The 20,924-nt window shown below is 39.7% G+C and carries 24 protein-coding genes; 19 read left to right on the forward strand and 5 right to left on the reverse strand.

The window, feature by feature from the left end; translation table 11 throughout:
* Nucleotides 1–21: 21 nt before the first annotated feature.
* The 7 genes from F3G69_RS07605 (at nucleotide 22) to F3G69_RS07635 (ending at nucleotide 5,216) form a co-directional block, all read left to right on the forward strand.
* A complete protein-coding gene (locus F3G69_RS07605) occupies nucleotides 22–684 on the forward strand; it encodes an AzlC family ABC transporter permease (RefSeq protein WP_149714882.1) in 663 nt (220 codons plus the stop codon).
* Nucleotides 681–1,016, forward strand: coding sequence for a branched-chain amino acid transporter permease (locus F3G69_RS07610; protein WP_103600152.1), 336 nt, complete (start codon nucleotides 681–683; stop codon nucleotides 1,014–1,016). The genes F3G69_RS07605 and F3G69_RS07610 overlap by 4 nt, the downstream gene beginning before the upstream one ends.
* A gap of 85 nt (nucleotides 1,017–1,101) precedes the next feature.
* The gene (locus F3G69_RS07615; protein ID WP_149714883.1) at nucleotides 1,102–2,148 is read left to right on the forward strand and encodes a type II asparaginase; all 1,047 of its coding nucleotides are present in this window, start codon (nucleotides 1,102–1,104) and stop codon (nucleotides 2,146–2,148) included.
* A 108-nt stretch (nucleotides 2,149–2,256) separates the two neighbouring features.
* Nucleotides 2,257–2,856 carry a LysE family translocator gene (locus tag F3G69_RS07620; protein WP_103600154.1) on the forward strand — a complete coding sequence of 200 codons (600 nt, stop codon included), beginning with the start codon at nucleotides 2,257–2,259 and terminating at the stop codon, nucleotides 2,854–2,856.
* A gap of 74 nt (nucleotides 2,857–2,930) precedes the next feature.
* Nucleotides 2,931–3,290: a DsrE/DsrF/TusD sulfur relay family protein gene (locus F3G69_RS07625; protein ID WP_149714884.1), complete on the forward strand. Its 360-nt coding sequence runs from the start codon at nucleotides 2,931–2,933 to the stop codon at nucleotides 3,288–3,290.
* A 19-nt stretch (nucleotides 3,291–3,309) separates the two neighbouring features.
* A complete protein-coding gene (locus F3G69_RS07630) occupies nucleotides 3,310–4,206 on the forward strand; it encodes a DUF4299 family protein (protein WP_149714885.1) in 897 nt (298 codons plus the stop codon).
* A 158-nt stretch (nucleotides 4,207–4,364) separates the two neighbouring features.
* Nucleotides 4,365–5,216, forward strand: coding sequence for a hypothetical protein (locus F3G69_RS07635; protein WP_149714886.1), 852 nt, complete (start codon nucleotides 4,365–4,367; stop codon nucleotides 5,214–5,216).
* Nucleotides 5,217–5,236: 20 nt separating this feature from the next.
* On the opposite strand, the gene F3G69_RS07640 is transcribed toward F3G69_RS07635, so the two are convergent.
* Complete coding sequence (locus F3G69_RS07640) at nucleotides 5,237–6,196, reverse strand: SLAC1 anion channel family protein (RefSeq protein WP_149714887.1); 960 nt, start codon at nucleotides 6,194–6,196, stop codon at nucleotides 5,237–5,239.
* Nucleotides 6,197–6,279: 83 nt separating this feature from the next.
* Here F3G69_RS07640 and F3G69_RS07645 point away from each other — a divergent pair, with 83 nt between their 5' ends.
* The 12 genes from F3G69_RS07645 (at nucleotide 6,280) to glyS (ending at nucleotide 16,304) form a co-directional block, all read left to right on the forward strand.
* Nucleotides 6,280–6,924 (forward strand): Crp/Fnr family transcriptional regulator, encoded by a 645-nt coding sequence (locus F3G69_RS07645; RefSeq protein WP_149714888.1) that lies wholly within the window; start codon nucleotides 6,280–6,282, stop codon nucleotides 6,922–6,924.
* Between the two features lie 84 nt (nucleotides 6,925–7,008).
* A complete protein-coding gene (locus F3G69_RS07650; protein ID WP_149714889.1) occupies nucleotides 7,009–8,346 on the forward strand; it encodes an NAD(P)/FAD-dependent oxidoreductase in 1,338 nt (445 codons plus the stop codon).
* A 10-nt stretch (nucleotides 8,347–8,356) separates the two neighbouring features.
* Nucleotides 8,357–8,518: a YgaP family membrane protein gene (locus F3G69_RS07655; RefSeq protein ID WP_021091464.1), complete on the forward strand. Its 162-nt coding sequence runs from the start codon at nucleotides 8,357–8,359 to the stop codon at nucleotides 8,516–8,518.
* Nucleotides 8,519–8,522: 4 nt separating this feature from the next.
* Nucleotides 8,523–8,705 carry a YgaP family membrane protein gene (locus tag F3G69_RS07660; protein WP_149714890.1) on the forward strand — a complete coding sequence of 61 codons (183 nt, stop codon included), beginning with the start codon at nucleotides 8,523–8,525 and terminating at the stop codon, nucleotides 8,703–8,705.
* A gap of 124 nt (nucleotides 8,706–8,829) precedes the next feature.
* Nucleotides 8,830–9,309, forward strand: a complete 480-nt coding sequence (locus F3G69_RS07665; RefSeq protein WP_107793756.1) for a 3-isopropylmalate dehydratase small subunit — start codon at nucleotides 8,830–8,832, stop codon at nucleotides 9,307–9,309.
* Between the two features lie 4 nt (nucleotides 9,310–9,313).
* A complete protein-coding gene (gene leuB, locus F3G69_RS07670) occupies nucleotides 9,314–10,381 on the forward strand; it encodes a 3-isopropylmalate dehydrogenase (protein ID WP_149714891.1) in 1,068 nt (355 codons plus the stop codon).
* On the forward strand, nucleotides 10,378–10,623 hold the full coding sequence (locus F3G69_RS07675; RefSeq protein ID WP_021091490.1) for a hypothetical protein: 246 nt from the start codon (nucleotides 10,378–10,380) through the stop codon (nucleotides 10,621–10,623). The genes leuB and F3G69_RS07675 overlap by 4 nt, the downstream gene beginning before the upstream one ends.
* Complete coding sequence (locus F3G69_RS07680) at nucleotides 10,620–11,036, forward strand: CiaD-like domain-containing protein (RefSeq protein ID WP_149714892.1); 417 nt, start codon at nucleotides 10,620–10,622, stop codon at nucleotides 11,034–11,036. The genes F3G69_RS07675 and F3G69_RS07680 overlap by 4 nt, the downstream gene beginning before the upstream one ends.
* A complete protein-coding gene (locus tag F3G69_RS07685) occupies nucleotides 10,996–12,183 on the forward strand; it encodes a tRNA nucleotidyltransferase/poly(A) polymerase-related protein (RefSeq protein WP_149714893.1) in 1,188 nt (395 codons plus the stop codon). The genes F3G69_RS07680 and F3G69_RS07685 overlap by 41 nt, the downstream gene beginning before the upstream one ends.
* A gap of 73 nt (nucleotides 12,184–12,256) precedes the next feature.
* A complete protein-coding gene (locus F3G69_RS07690; protein ID WP_149714894.1) occupies nucleotides 12,257–12,736 on the forward strand; it encodes a tRNA (cytidine(34)-2'-O)-methyltransferase in 480 nt (159 codons plus the stop codon).
* Nucleotides 12,733–14,136 carry an endonuclease/exonuclease/phosphatase family protein gene (locus tag F3G69_RS07695; protein WP_149714895.1) on the forward strand — a complete coding sequence of 468 codons (1,404 nt, stop codon included), beginning with the start codon at nucleotides 12,733–12,735 and terminating at the stop codon, nucleotides 14,134–14,136. The genes F3G69_RS07690 and F3G69_RS07695 overlap by 4 nt, the downstream gene beginning before the upstream one ends.
* Nucleotides 14,137–14,288: 152 nt before the next feature.
* Complete coding sequence (gene glyS / locus F3G69_RS07700) at nucleotides 14,289–16,304, forward strand: glycine--tRNA ligase subunit beta (RefSeq protein ID WP_103600163.1); 2,016 nt, start codon at nucleotides 14,289–14,291, stop codon at nucleotides 16,302–16,304.
* A gap of 59 nt (nucleotides 16,305–16,363) precedes the next feature.
* Here the strand turns inward: glyS and F3G69_RS07705 are convergent, their stop codons facing one another.
* From F3G69_RS07705 to maf, 4 genes are all read right to left on the reverse strand, one after another.
* Nucleotides 16,364–17,935 carry a phosphoethanolamine transferase gene (locus F3G69_RS07705; RefSeq protein WP_149714896.1) on the reverse strand — a complete coding sequence of 524 codons (1,572 nt, stop codon included), beginning with the start codon at nucleotides 17,933–17,935 and terminating at the stop codon, nucleotides 16,364–16,366.
* A gap of 76 nt (nucleotides 17,936–18,011) precedes the next feature.
* The gene (locus F3G69_RS07710; protein ID WP_149714897.1) at nucleotides 18,012–18,299 is read right to left on the reverse strand and encodes a ComEA family DNA-binding protein; all 288 of its coding nucleotides are present in this window, start codon (nucleotides 18,297–18,299) and stop codon (nucleotides 18,012–18,014) included.
* 9 nt (nucleotides 18,300–18,308) lie between these two features.
* Entirely contained in the window at nucleotides 18,309–20,237 is a 1,929-nt protein-coding gene (locus F3G69_RS07715) for a transglycosylase domain-containing protein (RefSeq protein WP_149714898.1), read from the reverse strand.
* Nucleotides 20,234–20,776, reverse strand: coding sequence for a septum formation inhibitor Maf (gene maf, locus F3G69_RS07720; protein WP_149714899.1), 543 nt, complete (start codon nucleotides 20,774–20,776; stop codon nucleotides 20,234–20,236). The genes F3G69_RS07715 and maf overlap by 4 nt, the downstream gene beginning before the upstream one ends.
* Nucleotides 20,777–20,924: the final 148 nt, after the last annotated feature.

Consider the following 20,924-nt stretch of genomic DNA (forward strand, 5'->3'; position numbering starts at 1 on the left):
GGCTTTTATCAAGGCAAAAATTTGACATTTAACTACGTTTTTAAACTATCCATTCCTATTTTTATGGGCTATTTCCCGCTTGGTGTCGCCTTTGGCGTGCTGGCAAAAAGCATGGGAGTTAGCGCATTTATAGCTGTGGCACTTAGCACATTAGCTTATGGCGGCGCAGCGCAGTTTATGATGCTCTCGCTCTTTAGTGTTGGCACGAGCTACATTGAGGTCTTTATCGTGAGCTATCTTGTAAATTTGCGTCACACTTTTTATGGGATTTCACTTTTAAAAGAGTATAGCGGGATCAAATTTAAGCTCTTAAACATCGCTTTGCTAACAGATGAGACCTTTGCGATATTTAAAAATTTGGGGCTAAAAGATGCAAGTGATCGAAGTTTTGTCTTTACCTGGCTAAATCTTTTATCTTGGTCATACTGGGCGGCTGGAACGCTACTTGGTGCGATACTTGGCGATTTTATAAAGACCGATACAAAAGGGCTTGAGTTTAGCTTGACAGCACTTTTTATAGTTATTGTGATTGAAATGTTTAAAAATGATAAAAACTACCGCGTGCTCTTTGCGGCGGTCTTTTTTGGAGTGCTTGGAGTGAGCCTCTTTCCAGCTAAATTTGTGCTTGTTGGCTCAATGGCGCTTTGTTTTGTATTTTTGCTTTTGTTTAAGGATAAAATTTGATAAGTGTAAGCTCAAGCGAGATGGTGCTTTTTGTGGCGGTGCTTTTAAGCGCCTTGGCTACTTTTATAACGAGGGCGACGCCATTTTATGCGTTAAGAAACTATAAGTCAAATCCTTATTTAGACGCCATTGAGAAGCACATGGGTATGATGATAATGGTCGTTTTGGTCTGCTACGGGCTAAAAGATACGAAATTTAGCGAGTTTCCTTATGGTTTAAGCGAGATAGTGGCGGTATTTACAGCTATTTTGATGCATTTAAAGTTTAAAAATACCCTTCTTAGCATAGTTATTTCAACCGGAATTTATATGTTTTTGATAAGAATTTTTTAAATAAATATAAAATTTAGAAGTTAATAATTTTTTTAAATAAATGGCATTATAATGACTTTGCAAATTTTAATGCAAAGGAGCTAAAATGCGTTTAATCTTTAAGGCGGTGTTACTCATGATTTTAGGTGCTACTTTAGCGGTTGCAAAGCCAACCATCTACATTCTAGCCACTGGTGGAACGATAGCAGGAAGCGGCTCAGGATCGCTTGATGCGAGCTATACTTCTGGAACTGTTACGGTCGATAAACTAATCGCAGCCGTGCCAGATATCAACAAGATCGCTACCATAAAAGGCGAGCAAATTTCAAATATCGGCTCACAAGATATGAACAACGAAGTTTGGCTAAAGCTTGCAAATAGAATCAACGAGCTTCTAAACAGCGGCAAAGCTGATGGTATCGTCGTTACTCACGGCACAGATACTATGGAGGAGACAGCTTACTTTCTAAATTTAGTCGTTAAAAGCGACAAACCAGTTGTGCTTGTAGGTGCGATGAGAAATAGCGGCTCACTAAGCGCAGACGGTCCACTAAATTTATTTAACGCTGTAAACGTAGCTATTAGCAAAGATAGCGTAGGCAAGGGCGTTGTTGTTACTATGAATGATGAAATTCACGCTGCTAGAGAGGTGACAAAGACCAACACAACAGGCGTTGATACATTTAAATCACCAAACAGCGGCAAAATCGGCACCGTGTTTTACGGCAACGTAAAATACTATATGAATCCGATCAGAAAACACACAGCAAAATCAGCATTTGATCTAGAGGGCGTAAAAGAGCTTCCAAGAGTCGATATCATCTATTCTCACGCAAATGACAACCCTGACTTTGTAAACATAGCTGTTAAAAACGGCGCAAAGGGCATCGTTAGCGCTGGTCTTGGCAACGGCAACCCTTACTTTAGCGTACTTGACGCACTTGGTGAGGCTTCAAAAGCTGGCGTAGTGGTAGTTCGTGACTCACGTGTAGGAAGTGGCGAAACAACTATGAACGGCGAAGTAGACGACGGCAAATACGGCTTTTTAACAAGCGATAACCTAAACGCGCAAAAAGCTAGAGTGCTTTTGATGCTTGCGCTTACAAAAACAAGCGACAAAGCCAAAATTCAAGAGTATTTCTTAACTCACTAAAAAAGAGGCGGCTTAGTCCGCCTTTTAAATTTAAGCTATAAATTTGATCGCTGGATCTGATTTATAGCTTAAATTTTTATATTTGTTAGCTAAATTTCAAGGCTTTTTATGGACTTCTTACTCTTTTTCGCCACGCTTGCTCCTATCTCGCTAATGCCGGGCATCAACATGACTTATGCGATGAGTATCGGTATGAGCTTTGGCTATAAGCACTCGCTTATTATGATGACCGGACAGCTTCTTTCGCTTGCTTTTGTGGCATTTTGCTGTATGCTTGGCGTGGGTGCGGTGCTTCATCATTTTGAGTACGCATTTAAGGTGCTAAATATCATTGCGGGGCTTTACATGCTCTATCTTGGCGTGATGCTTCTTTTTGGCAAGGGCGAGCTTAGCATAACAAGCGTCTCAAATTTACCAAGCAAAAAGCAGATGTTTATAAACGGACTCATCGTTTGCTTCACAAATCCAAAGGCATGGATATTTTTCTCGGCTTTACTGCCTACATTTTTGGACAAAGACGATCCCTTTAGTCTCGCCCGTATGTGCGTGATCACAGCAACGCTCGTTTTCATCGAGTTTTGCTCGCTAAATATCTACGCGCTTGGCGGAGCTATGCTAAAGAAATTTTTACAAACGCACCTAAGGCTACTTGAAATTTGCACCGCCATTATCGTTTGCACGATCGGCGTACTTTTACTTTTTAGATAAATTTAGCCTCTTTTTATATAGCTTGGCTAAAATTTGCCCGGTTTGCGCTACATTTTTGGCAAAAGGAGAAAAGGATGAAAAAATTTCTATTTATACTTACAAATCAACCATACAACGGTACCGATAATGCTTACAACGCATTAAGGCTAGCTAAAACGCTAAAAGAAAAAGGCGAAGAGGTTAGAATTTTTCTAATGAACGACGCGGTCGATCTTGCGCGAAATAGCACCAAAAAGCCGGAAAACTACGACGTAGATCTAGTGGCGATGTTAAAAGAGCTTTACGCTAGCGGCGCTATGTTAAAGGTTTGCGGTAGCTGCCAAACGAGGTGCGGTTTGCATGCGGGAGAGCCTTATTTTGAGGCTGAGGTGAAAGGCAGCATGGATATCTTGTCCGAGTGGGCTAGGCAGTGCGATCAAGCGATGACGTTTTAGAGTAGGCGAAAGAGAATTTATGAGCGTAACATTCAAGATAAAAAATAAAAAGAAGCTTCTTGGCGGATATGCAAAAGCGCTAAGTGAGCGTGAAATTTCAGGGCTTGTTGAGGGGCTTTTCTTTTTTAACAGTGAGCAAGAGGAGCCAGGCGCAAATGAGCTGGGCGCTGACGTGATGATCGCAGGCGTGCGGCAAAAGAGCGCTCGCGGGTTTGAACTAAACTATGAAGACGACAAATATATCGTTCGAGTCTGCACTCCAAGCGGCGTTGGAGACTGGCAGATCGCGCTTGAGCTACTCTCAAAGCTCTCAGCCAAAACCGGCTCGAAAATAGAGTGCGACAACGAGGAAATTTACGATGAAGAGCAAATTTTAAAATTTGATTATGAAGCCGACATGATGCGGGGGCTTGAAGCTCTAAAGGACGCAAAAGAGAAAAATCAAACGCTTTATATCTATGGCGTGGAGCGAGACGTGGCGTTTGACGCGGTTATGATAGATGAAATTTTTGCAAGTGCCAGCCCTGCGGCTAAATTTGATGAGATAATGAGACATGTGCAGTATCTTGACGCTTATAGCGCAAGAGAGAATTTATACGAAGATAAAAACGGGAATGAAATTTTTGGCGCGTATACGCTTAGCGAAAATTTGCCGACTATCTTGCCTTACGCTCCCTCTCCTTCGTGGCAGGCGCAAGAAGCCCTAGGTGAACGCAAGGTCTCGCGCTGGATACTTACGCTAGTCGTCGGCGTAGACGATAAGGACGCGCACGTGCTCGGCGAATGCGAATATGGCGTTTTTATGAAAAATTTGCCAAAAGAAAAATACCGATTCATCGATGCGGCAAATGTGTTAATTGAGCCACTGAGCGAAGAGGAGATGAGAGAAATTTTTAAAAAGGCAAACGAAGCTTAAGTTAATAAACTGCCGAAATGAAAATTCGCCTCAGGCTTGCTTATAAATTTAAACTTATAAAAGCTGGGATTTTATCGGTATTGTCGCTTTTGGGCTAGATTGGGCGGAATTTAATCTAATATAATTTATGATTGCTTGGTTTGAGAAAAAGGATAAAAATGAAAATTTTAAAAGCTATTTTCGCGGCGGCATCGGCGGTTTGCTATCTAAACTCGGCCGTTTTGCCCGAAAGCGACTGGAGCAAAAAGGATCTAAAAGGCGAGGTCAAAAGCATGACGGCTACGGAGTACGAATACTCTACGGACGGCTCCGGCACGCTAGAAAATACGCGCGTAAAGCGAACGGAGTTTAACGAAAACGGCTATATAGTGCAAGAAACCGAGCACATAAACGGCGCGCCGAACAGCTCGGTTTTGTTTGAGTACGGCAAAGACGGGCTAGTGCGCAAAAAATATCAAGATAGCGCCGTTTATCTATACGAATACGAATTTGACGGCGAAAATTTAGTCGCGACGGCCAAAGAGCAGCATGTGGAGGATAAATTTTACCCACGCACGGAGAAAACCACTTACGGCAAGGACGGCAAAATGATCGCTCGGGCGGCGTATTCGGGCGGGACGCTAGTGACGGACGATAGCTACGTCTACGACGAAAAGGGCGTTTTAACGCGGATAGAAAATAATATGGAGCCGCGGCACGGCATAGAGATAAGCTTTGAGCGCAAGCCAAACGGCGAATACGAAAAAATCACGCAAGCCCCAAACTCAAAATGGGTTTATTACTACGCCGCAAACGGCGACGAGATGGAGTATACGTCGGTAAATTACTTCGGCTCCGAGGCAAAAATCTGGCAAATATTGCAGTTTAAAGATATAACGAGGGACGAGCGAGGAAATTTGACGCGTAAAACCTCGGTCAAATTTAAGCCCGCGGACAAATACTACGAAAACGGCAACATAACGGAAATCGGCCTATATAAAAAGCTAGAAATTAGCTACGAATACTACTAAAGTAAATTTTTGAGCTAAGGCTATTTTTCTGAAAAAATTTCGCCGTTTATTATAGATTTAACCGTTAAAAATCCAACTATCAAAATCGAAGCGACTAGAGCCGCAAAAGCGCCGACGCCTAAAACTAAGTAAAAATCGCTTTGCGCAATTTCGTAAGCTTTTAAAAACGCTATGGAGCTAGCCGCCGTCGGGAAAGTAAAAGCCCACCACGATAGGGCGAATTTGAGTTTAATAAATCTTTTATACGAAAAAAGTATAAGCGCTACGAAAAATACGTTTATATTAAGCAGTATCGCCGCAAAAGCATCGAATTGCTCGGTTAACTTTATGTATCCCAAAAACGCCATAGCCGGCGGCGCTAGCGTAATGACTAGCGTCGGGATGAATTTGTCGGCTAACTTATCGCAAAAGACTAGCCTGTAAAATATAACGGCGAATAAAATAATCCAGAAAAATAGCCCCAAACTAAAATAATACCAGATCGCTTGAGATTTTTCGGCTATGATCGGGATTAGCAAGTTGCCCACTACGGGGATAAACCATGCCGGGTTTAGCGTCGCGATATCGAATTTTTCGTCGATCCAAAAAGAAATTACGTAAAGCGTAAAAATCGTTTGCAAGCCTAAAGCCGCGTAAAAAAGCGAGTAGTATAGTAGCGCCGCGTCTTTGTAGGCTAGAGCTAAAAGAAAAAGCGAGATGATAAATCCGCCGAAAAAATTTATCTTTATGGGGTGCGAAAATTCGGCCTTTACCTCTTCTTTAAATTTTAAAAGCTTAAAGAAGTAAAATGCCGAAAGCAGGCAAAATACCGTGCAGTCTAACGCTCTAAGCGCCGAGAATATCTCGCCGGACAAATCAAATATCTCGCTTAGTTTCTTATAGGCTACGCAAAGCCCTCCAAGCCCCATAGTACCGGCAAAAAGCATAATCGGCAGCGATTTTATTTTGCTTTGCGAGTCGTTTTTCTTAACGTCGTGCATTGTTTTTCTTTTCGTATTAAATTTTTATGCAATATTACCTATAATAAGGTTAAATTTTTGTAACGAAGTCACGAAAGGGCAAAATGCTAAGCGAAGAGTTAAAAGAAATTTTGCGCGAGAGATTTACGAATAATTTCGATCTAGCAAGCGAGGATCTAAATGCGATCTTTGATAACGCGTATCTAAAAACCGTAAAAAAGGGCGATATATTTTACTCCGGAAACGATTGCTTCGGATTTATACTTATACTAAAAGGCGTTTTAAGGGCGTTCGTATCGTCTAACGCAAAGGAAATAACGATATTTAGGCTAACTAAAGACGAGAGTTGCGTGCTGTGCGATACGTGTTCTATAAATTCGCTAGAAAATAAAGTAAGCGTCGAAATCGAGCAAGATAGCGAGATCATCGTTATTCCGGCGCGAATTTACAAGCCTCTTAAAGAAAAATATCCGAGCATTTTAAATTTTACTCTAAAAATCGTAGCCGATCGGTTTGCCAGAACGATAAACGTTATGGAGCAGGCTTTGTTTTCGCCGCTTTCGGCGCGGATTATGAATTTTTTATCCCAAAGCATCGAAAATCTAAACGAAAATTTTATAAAAATAACGCACGAAGAGCTGGCGAATCATCTAGGAAGCGCTAGAGAAGCGGTATCTAGGGTGCTAAAAGAGCTTGAGAGAAGCGGGCAAATAACGCAAAGCCGCGGCGAAATAAGGCTTGTTTCTTAAAATTCTCGTTTTAAGGTAACTTTGTTACGGAGAGAGCGGCCTTTTTTAGGTAGCATTTCATAAACTCGTTTGAAAGGAGAATTTATGAAAGGACTGCGAAGAAGAGACGCTTTAAAGCTAATGGGGGCCGTGGGATTAGCCGCGAGTATGAGCGGTTGCTCGGCAACGGGCGGCGAAAACGACGATATAAATTCTAAAATCGTCATAATGGGCGCGGGACTTAGCGGTATCGCGTTGGCGGCTAAACTTAGAAGAGATATGCCTAACGCCAAGGTAATTCTCGTGGATAAAGACGAGAAATTTTACTACCAGCCGGGCTTTACGCTAATCGCCGTCGGAATTTACGAAGCTAGCGATGTCGTTTACGAAAAAGCGGATTATATCCCGCAAGGAGCCGAGTGGATACGCAAAAACGTATCGGAGATAAAGCCCGAAGCTAATCTGCTCGTCTTAGACGACGGGAGCGAGCTTGGGTATGATTATCTAATCGTAGCAAGCGGCGTGGAATACGACTTTGAAGCCGTTAAGGGGCTGAGCTTAGAGGATATTAACGATACGAGCGGCAACATATCCTCCGTTTACACTCTACAAGGCGCCGTAAAAAGCAACGAGCTGATGAAAAAATTCTCCCAAAACGGCGGCGTGGCGGTATTTTGCGATCAAAAAACCCCAATGAAATGCAGCGGCGCTAATAAAAAAGTAACTTGCATGAGCGAAGATAGGCTGAGGTTGGCCGGCAACCGCGATAAAGGCAGCGTTAATCTTTACGTCGGCGGCGGCAAGCTTTTCGGCGATCCGACTTATGCCGCGGCGATGACTCAAATAATGATAAAAAGAAAGATAAATTTTAATCTCCGCCACCAAATCGTAGCCGTCGATAAAAGCTCAAATACCGCTACTTTCGAGTTTTGGACGGCATACAGGCAAAACGGCGAAGATAAAATCGCATCCGAGCTAATCGACGTAAAATACGACTGGCTTCACTTGCCGCCTAAGCAAAAAGGAAGCGAAATTTTAGCTCGCGCCGGCCTAACTAAAGAGGGCGACAAGCTAAATTTCCTAGCTGTCGATAAATATAGCCTACAAAGTACAAAATTTAAAAATATATTCGGTATCGGCGATATTTGCGGATTTGCGGCCGGCAAAACGGGGGCTAGCGTTAGGAAAATGTATCCGATCTTAGCTAAAAATTTAGCCGATACGATAAAAGGACGAGAACCTAGCGAGAAATTTACCGGATATACGGCTTGCCCTTTTATCACCAAATACGGCAAGGCCATAATGGTAGAGTTCGACTGGGAGGGAACGGCTCCGACGTTAGAGTGCTTCGGCGCTACCAGAGAGAGCTACATGAGTTGGCTGGTTAAAATTTACGGATTTAAACCTATGGTTATGAACGGAATGCTAAAAGCTTTGGCTTAAAGGAGATAAAATGAGCGTTTTAGATAAAACTATACGTTTGATTATAGCGGCGATTTGGTTTTTTATTTTCGGATTTATTTGCGACTGCTGGTTGTGGACGGTCGGGCTAATTCCGCTTTTAACGGGATATTACGGCTACTGCCCGCTTTATAAAATTTTTAAGAAAAGGTAAAAATATGGTAAGCGCGAAAAGTAGAATTATTAGGGTCGTACTAGGGCTAGTTTTTATGGCGGTAGTTTGGTATTTTTACGAGAGCTACTGGGCGTTAATCGGGTTAATCCCGATTATCGTCGGCGTTACGGGTTTTTGCCCGGCGTGTAAATTCCTAGGCAGGTGTTCTTTAAATTTAAAAAAATAAAAGGGGGCGTTAAACGCCCTTTGCCTTGCCCTTTAGCCGTTTGGGCCGCAAATTTTATTCGCCGTTTGATGAATTATTTAGCTACTTTTGGTTAAAATCTCGAAAATTTAAAAAAGGCGAAACGATGAATAAAGTTTGGAAATTCGGCGACAATATCGATACCGATATAATTATCGCCGCCAGATACTTAAATACTTCCGACGAAAATATCTTAGCAAAACATATAATGGAGGACGCCGATCCTAATTTTAGCTCCAAGATAGATAAGGGCGACATTATCGTAGCGGGCGAAAATTTCGGCTGCGGCAGCTCTCGCGAGCACGCTCCTATCGCGCTTAAAGCCGCCGGTATAGGCGCGGTGATAGCTAAAAGCTATGCGAGAATTTTTTATAGAAATAGCTTTAATACGGGACTTTTGATACTGGAAATCAAAGAAACGGACGAGATAAACGAGGGCGACGAACTAAAAATAGACGTAGATAACGGCGCGATCGTAAATTTAACCAGCGGCAAAGAGTATAAATTTAGTCCTATACCGCCTTTTATGCAAGAGCTTTTAAATGCTGGTGGACTTATAGAGTACGCAAAAGCAAAGATGGAATAAAAACATGAAAAAGTATAAAATTTGCGTTATAAAAGGCGATGGTATAGGCCCTGAAATAATCGACGAAGCGATAAAAATTCTAGACGTCGTAAGTGCTGAGTTTGGTATGAAATTTGAGTACGACTATAAGCTTATGGGTGGCTCTGCATATGATGTATTTGGTGTGCCTTTGCCAGATGAGACGTTAAGCGCTGCTCTAAGCTCTGATGCTGTGCTTTTTGGAGCGATCGGCGGCGAGAAATGGGACAATTTGCCAAGACATCTAAGGCCAGAGAGCGGACTTTTAAAGATCAGAAAAGAGCTAGAAGCTTATGCAAATTTACGTCCAGCCATTGTCTTTGATGAGCTGGTTGGTGCTAGCACTCTAAAGCCAGAAGTTCTAAAAGGTGTTGATTTTGTCGTTGTTCGTGAGCTAACTGGTGGGCTTTATTTTGGCGAGCCACGTGAAAAGGGCGAAGATAGAGCGTTTAATACTATGGTTTATTCTAAAATGGAGATTGAGCGCATCGCAAAGATCGCTTTTGAAACAGCAATGCTTCGCAATAAAAAGGTCTGCATGGTCGATAAGGCAAATGTGCTTGAGACAAGTCAACTTTGGCGCGAGGTGACTAGCGAGGTGGCAAAGGGCTATCCTGAAGTAGAGCTTAGCTTTATGTATGTAGATAACGCAGCTATGCAGTTAGTAAGAGCCCCAGCGAATTTTGACGTCATCCTTACTGAAAATTTATTTGGCGATATTTTAAGCGACGAGGCGAGTATGGTTTGTGGCTCGATAGGCCTACTTCCAAGTGCAAGTATGGGTGGTAAAGTGGGAATTTATGAGCCGATACATGGCTCAGCACCAGACATCGCAGGGCAGGGTGTAGCAAATCCAATAGCCACCATTTTAAGTGCAGCGATGATGCTAAGATACGCATTTAGTGAAAATGAAGCCGCAGATACGATAGAAAATGCTGTGAAAGAGGCACTTGCAAAAGGTTATAGAACAAAAGATATCGCTGCTTTTAATGCGGTTGAAATTTGCTCAACTAGCGAGATAGGCGATGTTATTGCAGGATTTATCAAAAAATGAAAAACACAATCACTGAAGCACTGATCTACGAAGCTCAGGGGCTAAAAGATGATGCACTTGAAATTTATAAAAATATCTTAAAGCAAGATCCGTCAAACAAAGACGCTCTTAGCGCGATAAACCGCCTGAGCGGACTTCGTAAAGAGCGAGCGATAAAAAACGAGCAGATGAAAGAGTTTTTTATAGCGATGAAAAGTGACGAAGAGATAAATGAATTTAAAAGGTGGTTGATAAGATTATGAAGCTTGATGATATCGCTAGAATGGCAATCAGTGAGGTTAGCGCTGAGCTTGAAAAAATAGAAGCATTGCAAAGTAAGAAGCAAGAAGAGCTCGAGCGTGAGAATCTAAAAAAAGAGCTTTTGGCCATAGAGAATAATGAAAATGCGCTAAATAACGAGCTAAAAGTTGAGGCAAATTTACAAAATGAGCAAGCGTTTGAGGTAAAAGAGGAGCCAGTAAGTCCAATAAAAAATAGAGAGGTGAGCGAAGAGAAAATTTTCTTGGAAAATCTTGCCGAACGCATAGAAGTGCTTTTTGAAGGACTTAAACAAACTCCTGAGCAAAATCTCGCTTCAAGGCTTGAGCTAACGACAAAATTTTTAGAATTTACCCTTGCAAACATCGAAAATAGACTCCAAAATCTCTCAAAATAAGCCATTAGACGGCTCAAAAAATGAGATAAAAATCAAGAATAAAATTTATAAAAATAGCGAGCTAGACTTTTTTAGATCGCTATTTGCCCCATTTACTTCACGTGTCTATCTCGTAGGTGGCTGCGTGAGAGATGCGTTCTTGGGGCGAGAAATTTATGATTATGACATCGAAGTTTATGACATTGAGCCTACTAAATTTAATGAGCTAATGGCTAGCATTGGAGCGAGTGGCGTTGGCAAAAGCTACTTCATCTATAAATACAAAAACTACGACATTGGGCTTCCAAGAAGCGAGAGCAAAACTGGAAATTCACACAAAGACTTTGCGGTAAGCTATATTAACGATCCAAAAACGGCGAGTCTTAGGCGAGATTTTACTATAAATGCCATGATGATGAATATCTTTAATGGAGAAATTTTAGACTTTTACGGCGGGAAGCAAGATCTGGCAAACAAGACATTAAGGCACATTGATAGTGAGAAATTTAAAGAAGATCCACTAAGGGTGCTTAGAGGAGTGCAATTTAGCTCTAGGCTTGATTTTAGTATAGCTGATGAGACGCTAGCTCTCATGAAAAGCCTTAGTTTGGAGCATCTAAGTAGAGATAGGATAAATACTGAGCTTATTAAATTTTTTCGCGCAAAGCATCTTGAAAAAGGAACTTGCTATCTTTTTGAGCTTGGATTTTTTAAGGAAATTTTTGATGGGCAAATTTCTATGAACGATGAGTTTTTAAGCGATCTTAAGAGTGCTAGAGAATTTGTGGATGATGAGAGATTATTTTTGTATCTTTTGTTTGGCAAATTTGAGCTTAACGCAAAGGAAATTTTAGAGAGAATGCGTCTACCAAAGAGCTACTTTTCTATCTTAAAAGAGCCTTATTTTAAGCATATGCCAAGCGATAAAGAGCTAATGCAAATTGCCCTAAATATGCCTATAAAATCATGGCTTGGAGCTTATAATAAAGAGCAGATAGAGCGTGCCAAGAAGCTTGGAATTTATGAGATGAAATTTGACCCGAAAGTTGATGTGGCAGAAATTTTATCAGCTGGTTTTAAAAACGAAGAGATCGCAAAAGAGATAAAACGTAGGCAAGAGCTTAAAATTTCAAAATATCTAAGCGAGCGTAAGCCTAGAAAAGATTAGTCTTTAAAACTCTTAAAAGCCCATTTTGGCTAAAATAGGCTAGTTTATAACACTTTTAAGGCAAAGAAAGCTTATGTTTAACATAGTCTTAGTTCATCCTCAGATACCGCAAAATACTGGAGCTATCGGTAGAATGTGTGTTAATGCAAATTTAAAGCTACATATCGTTAAGCCCACTGTGTTTGATCTGAGTGAAAAGGCTGTTAGACGAGCTGGGCTTGACTACTGGAAAATTTTAAATCCAAAAATTTGGGATAGTTTGGAAGAATTTTTAGAAGTAAACTTAAGCCACAAGGATAGATTTTTCTTCGCTACCACAAAGACAAATAGGCTTTACTACGAGGCTAGGTTTAAACCAGCAGATTTTATATTTTTTGGTGGCGAGAGTACTGGGCTGCCAAGAGAATTTATGGATATAAATTTTAAAAACGCCATAACCATACCAATGGGAAAAGAGGGCAGGAGCTTAAATTTAGCTATGAGTGCTGGCATTATCGCTTATGAGGCGATCAGGCAAAATATCACTGAATTTGACTTTAGGAGTGAGATTTGAGAGTAGTTTTTGCTTTGGTTTTTACCATTTTGGTGGCATTTGCGAGTGAAATTAGCATCGCAACTTATAATGTGCAAAATTTATTTGATTGCAAAGATGATGGTAGCGAGTATCTTGATTTTAAAGTAGGCGTATCAAAATGGGACTGCGAGGCGGCTGATTCAAAACTACAAAGGACAAGACAAGTCATAAATGCACTAAATACTGACATTATCGCACTTCAAGAGATCGAAAATGAGCAGGTTTTAAAAGCTCTGGTAAGTGATAGCGAGTATAAATTTGTAAGCTTTACAAAGGAGAAAAATTCGCCTGTTGGGCTCGGGCTTATTTCAAAGTTGCAGCCAAGTGGCAGTGAAGTTTTTAAAGTTCCAAACGTAAAGACAAGAAATATTTTAAAGGTTATGTTTGAGACAGAAGGTAAGAAATTTAGTATATTTGTAAATCACTTTCCAACTTATAAAAATGGCATAAATATGCAAAAAAAGGCTGAAAAAACGCTAAGAACGGCTCTAGGTAAAGAGAAAAATGCGATTATTTTGGGTGATTTTAACTCGCCCTTTGGACAAAAATCCATCCTAAATGACATCATTGCAACGAGAAATTTTTATGATCTTTATAAAGAGATTGAGCCAAAAGATAGATATTCTCACGCAGTACATGGCAAAAAAAGAGCGATCGATCATGTTTTGCTTTCGCCTAGTTTTATGGAAAATGGCGATCTAAGTTATGTTAGTGGCAGTTTTGAAGTCTTTAAACCAAGCTTTGCAGTCGATGAAAAAGGCTTTGCAAAGAGTGACCTTTACTCGGATCACTTTGCACTAAAGTTTAAAATTTTAACTGATCCAAGTCCAATAAAAAAGGGCTTTGTGAGTAAAATTTTTAAAAAAGATGAAAACAAAGCCAATAAAAAAACAAGCGAGCAAAACTATAAGACGGCTGATGTGGATACGCTTTTTGATCATCCAGAAGCTGTGCCAGTCGTGATTGAAAAAGCGGTTGTTATCTTAAAAGATAAGCATGGCTTTATTATCTCGAAAAATCACCGCGGAATTTATGTCTATGATCCTAAAAATAGCGTTATTGTAGGCGAAGAGCTAGATGTTTTAGTAAGGCGAATGAAAATTTATAAAGATGCGCTTGAAGTCAGCTCTTATGAGATCATAAATGAGCATGGTACAAAAGATATTAGCGAAAATTTACTAGATGCATCACAACTAAGTGAAGCTAGAAGTGGCGATGTCTTTGCTAAAATTTCGGGCAGACTAGAGAGGGGCTATCTACATACACCATACGGTAAGATCAGGGTTTATAGCAAGAAAAAGCTAAAAGATGGTGAGTATAATTTTGAAAATGCGAGAGTTAAAATTTATAAGAGAGAAAACCAAATCGTTGTGGAGTAGAGAGTGCAAATTTTAGATATTTTTATGATTACGGCGTTTGTTTTATTTCTTATTTTTATGATAAGAGGCGTCATTTTGCAGTCACAGGAGAAGGAGAGGGCAAGAAAAATGGTAAGAGAAAAAAGAGAAAATTTTAATAAAAAGAGTGAAATATGAAAGAGTTATTATTAGAAATTGGAGTTGAGGAGCTTCCAGCGATACCATTTTTAAGGGAGCTGCCAAATATCAATGCTAAATGGCAAGCTGTTCTTGAAAAATATAATCTTGTAAGTCCGTTTAAATTTTATTATACGCCGCGTCGCTTGGTCTTTTTTCATGAGAAATTTCCACAATCTCAGCCTGACAGCGTAGCTAGCTTTATCGGTGCGCCAAAGCAAGTGGCACTAAAAGACGAAGCTTTCACAAAGGCTGCGCTTAGCTTTGCAAATAAATGCGGCATAGATGAAAGTGAGCTTAAATTTAAAGAGATAGACGGCAAAGAGGTGCTTTACTACGAAAAAGAGGTAAAAGGCGAGCCGGTTGCTAAGATAATGGGAGACATAGTTGAAGAGTTTTTAAAGAGTCTTAACTTTGGCAAGTCTATGCGCTGGGGTAACGGCGAGTTTGAGTTCATCCGTCCGATAAGATCGTTTTTGTGTTTACTTGGCGATGAGGTCATAAAATTTAATAAATTTGGCGTAGAGAGCGGTGATTCAACCTATCCGCACAGAAGTATTAGCTATGACAAGATAATTTCAAATATAAAAGAGTATTTTGAAGATTCAAAGAAGCGTGGCATCGTGCTTGAAGCGGATGAGAGAGAAAAAATAATCCTTGATGAGTTTGAAAAAATTAGCCAAAAAAGCGGGCTAAAGATCGAGATCGATAGAGATCTATTGGCTGAAGTCGTGGCGATCACCGAGTATCCGACAGCACTTCTTGGCTCGTTTGAAGAGGAATTTTTGGAGGTACCAAGTGAGGTTATTATCACTTCTATGAAAGAAAATCAGCGCTACTTTCCAGTCTTTAAAGATGGCAAACTGGCAAATGGCTTTGTAGTCGTTAGTAACGCCATAACGCAGGACTACTCGCTCATCATCAAAGGCAACGAAAAGGTGCTAAGAGCAAGACTAAGTGACGCGATGTTCTTTTGGCAAAGCGACCTATCGCACGAATTTAGCCCAGAAAAACTAAAAAATATAACTTATCTAAAAGAGCTTGGAAGCATCTACGAAAAAGAGCTTAGAGAGCTAAAAGTGGCCAAAAAACTTGCTAGCAACTACGATGAGCTACTTAAAAAAGAGGTTGGCGAGTACGCGGCTAAGCTTGAGCGAGCTGTGATGTTAAGCAAGGCCGATCTTACAACGCAGATGGTTTATGAATTTACCGAGCTTCAAGGCATCATGGGCGCTTACTATGCAAAGGCTAAAAACGAGGATAAAGACGTCGTTCTAGCCATAAAAGAGCAGTATTTGCCAGACGGCGAGGAGGCGCAGTGCCCAAGCAAGGTATTTAGCTCGGTTGTGGCGCTTTCAAATAAGCTTGATACACTAATGGGACTCTTTAGTATCGGCAAAATCCCAAGTGGCACCAAAGACCCATACGCTCTAAGACGTGCGGCAAATGGCGTGATAAAGATCGTTTTGGCACATAATTTGAAATTTAACGTAAAAGAAATTTTAGAAGATATCGCAAAAGACTACAAGAAATTTGATATTGAAGTGCTTATAAATTTCATCCTTGATAGACTTTACACCTTCTTTGACGCAAACGCTTCTATCGTAAAAGCGTGCATAAAAAGCGGCGAAAAGGATATCTTGGAGCTAACTAAGATGATAGAGGCACTTGCTAAAATTTCTAGAGAGCCAAGCTTTAGAGAGAATTTCTCTACATTTAAGCGCCTTTCAAATATCATCAAAGACGATAAATTTAGCAAGGTTGATGAGAGCCTCTTTGAGATAGATGCTGAAAAAGCCCTAAATGATGCATTTAAAGCGGTCGATAAGAGCCTAGCGTATGAGCCAAGGCTAAAAGCGCTATTTGCTCTAAAACTGCAGATCGATGAGTTTTTTGACAAAGTTATGATAAATGTTGAAAACGAGAAAGTGCGAAACAATCGCATCGCAATCATCGGTCAAATTTATAGTGAGATATTAAAAGTAGCTGATATAAAAGAGATCAGCTTTTAAATTTACGCCAGCTTCAGGCTCTTGCTTGGGCTGGCTTTTTAAAATTTATATTCCTAAGACTACCTAAAAATATCGAATTCTGGCTCATAAGCCTTAGTTTTTATTCCAAAATATCCAAGAACTGAGCTAAATATAAAATCATGCGAAAGGCTCTCATCTTTTCTGGTTTTTAGCCTTTTTAAAAGCTCACTATCGCTTGAAAAGACGATGGCTGGGATGTGTTTTTGCTCATCTGGAGCGATAGAATAAGGCAGACCATGTAAATATATGCCATTTTCGCCTAGGCTCTCCCCGTGATCTGAGAAAAAGAACATGGTGACTTCAAATTCATCTTTTCTTGCTTCAAGGGCGTTTATCAGCTCACTTTGTAGATAGTCCTCATATAAAATAGTGTTGTCATAGGTATTTGCTATCTCATCTGGCGTGCATTTATTTAGCTCGGCAGTATCGCAAGTTGGGGTAAATTCTTTAAATTTGCTTGGGTAGCCTTTGTAGTAGATAGGACCATGCGAGCCTTGAAGATGTAGCACGATAAAGGTAGTAGAATTTGTATCTTCTATGACCTTTTTTGCTTCATTAAATATCACTTCATCAAAGCCTTCTGCTCTATGCTCTGAAGTATGGTTTTGATCAAGATTGTCACAAACGCCCTTACAACCGCCGCTATTGTTGCCAAAAAAGTATGTTTTTATACCAAGCTTATTGATGATATCAACTAAATTTTCACGAGCTTTTGCTTCGCGGTTACTAAAATTTTCTCGCTTTAAGTCTGAAAATAGGCAAGGCACACTAGTTTCTGTTGCGGTTCCACATGAGTAGAAATTTGTAAAACTTACCACATCTTTTTGCTTAGTAAATTTATTCGTATCATTTTTGGTGTAGCCATTTAGCGAGTAGTTCCTACTTCTTTGTGTCTCGCCAACTATTAAAACTAAAATTTTCTTTTTATCATCAGCTAGTGCCGCATCATCTGCTACATAGGTAAAAGGTAGTGGTTTTTGTATGAGCGATTTTACTAGCTTTGCAGCCGAGTAGATGGGATAGTATGGGAGCAATGCAGTTCTTAAATTCGAATGCTCTCTAAAAAATGGTATAAAAATTTTAGACGTTAATGAAAATATGATAGCTATCGCAACTATAGAAAATGAGATAATTTTTACTCTTGATTTAAGCTCATTTTTGAAACTACCATAGTTAATCTTTACAAATGCTACATATACGCAAGGTAAGATGGTTGTAATAATTATCCAAAAAACTAAACCTGTGCTAAAGTAACTAAAGGCTTCTTTGGTATCGGTGTGTAGGACGTTTAATAACATATTTTTAGCTATAATAACACCATATGCTTGCATAAAGTAAGCAGATATGCCACTTGCTAAAATCAAAATAATTGCAACTGGTTTTAGTAAAAAAGGTACAAATAAAATACAAAAAATACTAGCGAAAACTAAGATAAAGACAATTGCAAATATGAGAAAAAAGAATATAGAAAAAGAGAGTTGATTATTTTGTAGAAAGCCTGAAAGAACGCCTTTGTATAAAAATATATAATTTATAAAAAATATGTAAGCAGTAAATAAAATCAGAAACTTTAAAAAACTGATATTTTTAAATTTATTAATATTTAGCATCTTTCTAACCTTTGTAAAAAGCAATAATAATAGGACTCAAATGTAAATGGCTAGAAATTTCAAATAAAAAATAAGATTATTTTTTCTTGCCTTTGGAGTTTTTTGCTTCAGACTTTTTGACTTTTGCATTCTCTTTTATGCTAAGTTTTTCTTTAACTTTTTGCATATCGTTAAAACCAATACCTTGGACTCTTTCAAGCTCATCGATGCTTTTAAATTTATGGGCTTTTCTATATTTTATAATGTTTAACGCTTGGCCTTTACTTAGCCCAAGCCCCATTAACTCGTTTTTGCTGGCCGTATTTAGATTAGCGCCATATGCAATACTTGCGACTACTAAACAAAGTAAAATTTTAATCCTCATCTTATCTTCCTAAAACAATAATCCATTATTTTCTTGATCTTGTATGATGTCATTTGCCGGTATATTTTGAGGTAGTGGTGAGTCGTTTGTGTAGTATTCGTCACTGCCACCATAATAGCCTTTATAAACACCATCTGGCTGCTCAAATGCACGTCTTAAAGTAGGATAAAGCTTAATGTAGCCTTCCATAAATTTCTTAAACACAGGTGCGGCTGTTCTACCACCACCCTCAATCTTTTTCATAGGGCTGTTGTCATCATTTCCGTACCAGATTATTGCTTCGATGTCAGGCGAGTAGCCACAAAACCAAGCATCGATGTTATTGTTTGTTGTGCCGGTTTTGCCTGCTATTTGGATACCATTTATTTTTGCGTTACGTCCAGTACCGTTATTTACGACATTTTGAAGCAAGGTAGTCATCAAAAATGCCTGCTCAGGTTTTAGCACTTGCTTTCTTTGCGGTTCATAGTCCATCGAAGCCCCAAAGCTATTTTCTATATGCTTAATAAGTGTTGGCTCAACCATCTCGCCCTCATTTGGGAACATCGAGTAAAATTTCGCAAAGTCAAGTGGCGAAATCCCAAAACTTCCAAGTGCGATAGATAAATTTTCTGGGATATCATTAAAGCCCATATCTGTAAGCTGTTTACGAACCGAGCTAAGACCAAGATCGTTTAGCAAATTTATGGTTGCGAGGTTACGCGACTGGGTTATGGCTGATTTTATAGTGATATAGCCTTGAAAACCGCCGCTATAATTCTTTGGCGTCCACTCTTTGCCATTTCCCATGTCAAATGTCCTAGCGATATCAGCCACTTGAGAAACGACTGAGTAGCCGCTATCAAGAGCTATTTGATAGATAAATGGCTTAAAGCTAGATCCTGGCTGGCGCTTGCTTTGAGTGGCGCGGTTATAGCTACTTTTTGCGTAGTCGATACCGCCAATTAGCGCTAAAATTTGACCGCTTTGTGGATGAGTGACTACTATAGCTCCATTTAGGATTTCTGCATTTGCTTTTTTATCGCGCTTTAAAATTTCATTGTAGCCATAAACTAGAGCTTCTTGAGCGATCTTTTGAACATTTAGATCAACTGTGCTTTGTATCTTATAACCACCAGTTTTTATATCGTCAAATTTCTTTGAGGCCTCTTTTATTATCTCATCGACTACGTAAGGAGCTTTATTTCTTGTGAGTGTATCGTCAAAGACCGCTGGCTCTTCAAGCACGCCCTTGCGGTACTCATCCTCGTTTAGCCAGCCGATGCTATACATTCTCTCAAGTACTCTATTTGCACGGCTAAGCGACAAGTCAAGGTGCTTTGTAGGATCATAGGTGCTTGGAGCCTTTGGCATGCCAACTAGCATCGCTATCTCTTTTATACTTAGCTCATTTAGCTCTTTTCTAAAGTACCCCTCCGCAGCCGTTTTGATGCCGTAGTAGCCATGCCCGAAATATACGTGATTTAGGTATCTTTCGATGATGTCCTCTTTGCTAAGCTCACTTTCAAGCTTCATAGCAAGCACAACCTCTTTTATCTTTCTTGTAAATTTCTTCTCGCGGCTTAGGGCTAGGTTTTTTATGAGCTGCTGAGTTAGCGTAGATGCGCCTTCTACCAGCTTTCTAGCTTTGATGTCCTTTATCGCCGCCCTTGCCATGGCTTCTACGTTGATACCGCCATGCTCAAAGTAGCTCGTATCCTCGATAGCCACGAGCGCTTCGATGACACGTGGCGGGATGTCGTTATATTTTACGTAAATTCTATTTTCTTCAAAGATATTTGCGATAAGCTCGTTGTTTCTATCAAAAATTTGTGTCGCAAGCTTTGGCTTGTAGTCGATGATAGTGTAAGCGTCAAATCTCACTTGCGAATAAAAGTATAAAAACGCTCCACCAAGTGCGATGGCAACTATAAAGATAAATGCCAGGATATATTTCATAAAAATGCCTTTAATATTTTTAAATTTAGTCCCATGGCTGTGCTGGTCTCGCCGTACTGGGAGATGATATATTTTTTATTAAAATTTTCTATCGTCATGGCTCCAGCCTTGCCTTGCCACTCATTATTTTTTATGTATTCATTAAGGTCATGCTCGTCAAATTTTTTAAATTTATACATAGTTTTACTTACGTTTATAAGCTCAAATTCGCCTAAAAATATCATCGCCGTATAGACGCTGCACTCGTTGCCACTTTGTAAATTTAGCATGGCAATCGCTTCTTTTTCATCCTTTGCTTTACCTAAAATTTTATCTCCACACGCCACACAGCTATCTGCAAAGAGCAAATTTTTAAGACCTATATTTTCTTTTAAAAATTGCTCTTTTTTGGCTTTTACGACGTTTTGGACATAAATTTCAGGCTTTACGTTTTTTTCTATCTTGCTCTCGTCAAACTGGAAAGAAATTTGAGTGAAATTTATGCCAGCATCTTTTAATAAATTTGCCCTTGTTGGCGAGCTTGAAGCGAGTGTTATCATAAAAATACCTTATAGCTTATGCCAAGATAAATAGCTGCTAGGGAAGCTAATAAATTTAGCGGTGTGAAGTAATAAATTATAACGATCAAACTCTCATTTAGCTCGATCATTTCATGCGATCTTAGTGCTTTTAAGGCCTTTTTGTATC

Origin of the sequence: Campylobacter concisus (genome assembly GCF_902460625.1) — a bacterium.
GTDB lineage: Bacteria > Campylobacterota > Campylobacteria > Campylobacterales > Campylobacteraceae > Campylobacter_A > Campylobacter_A concisus_AD.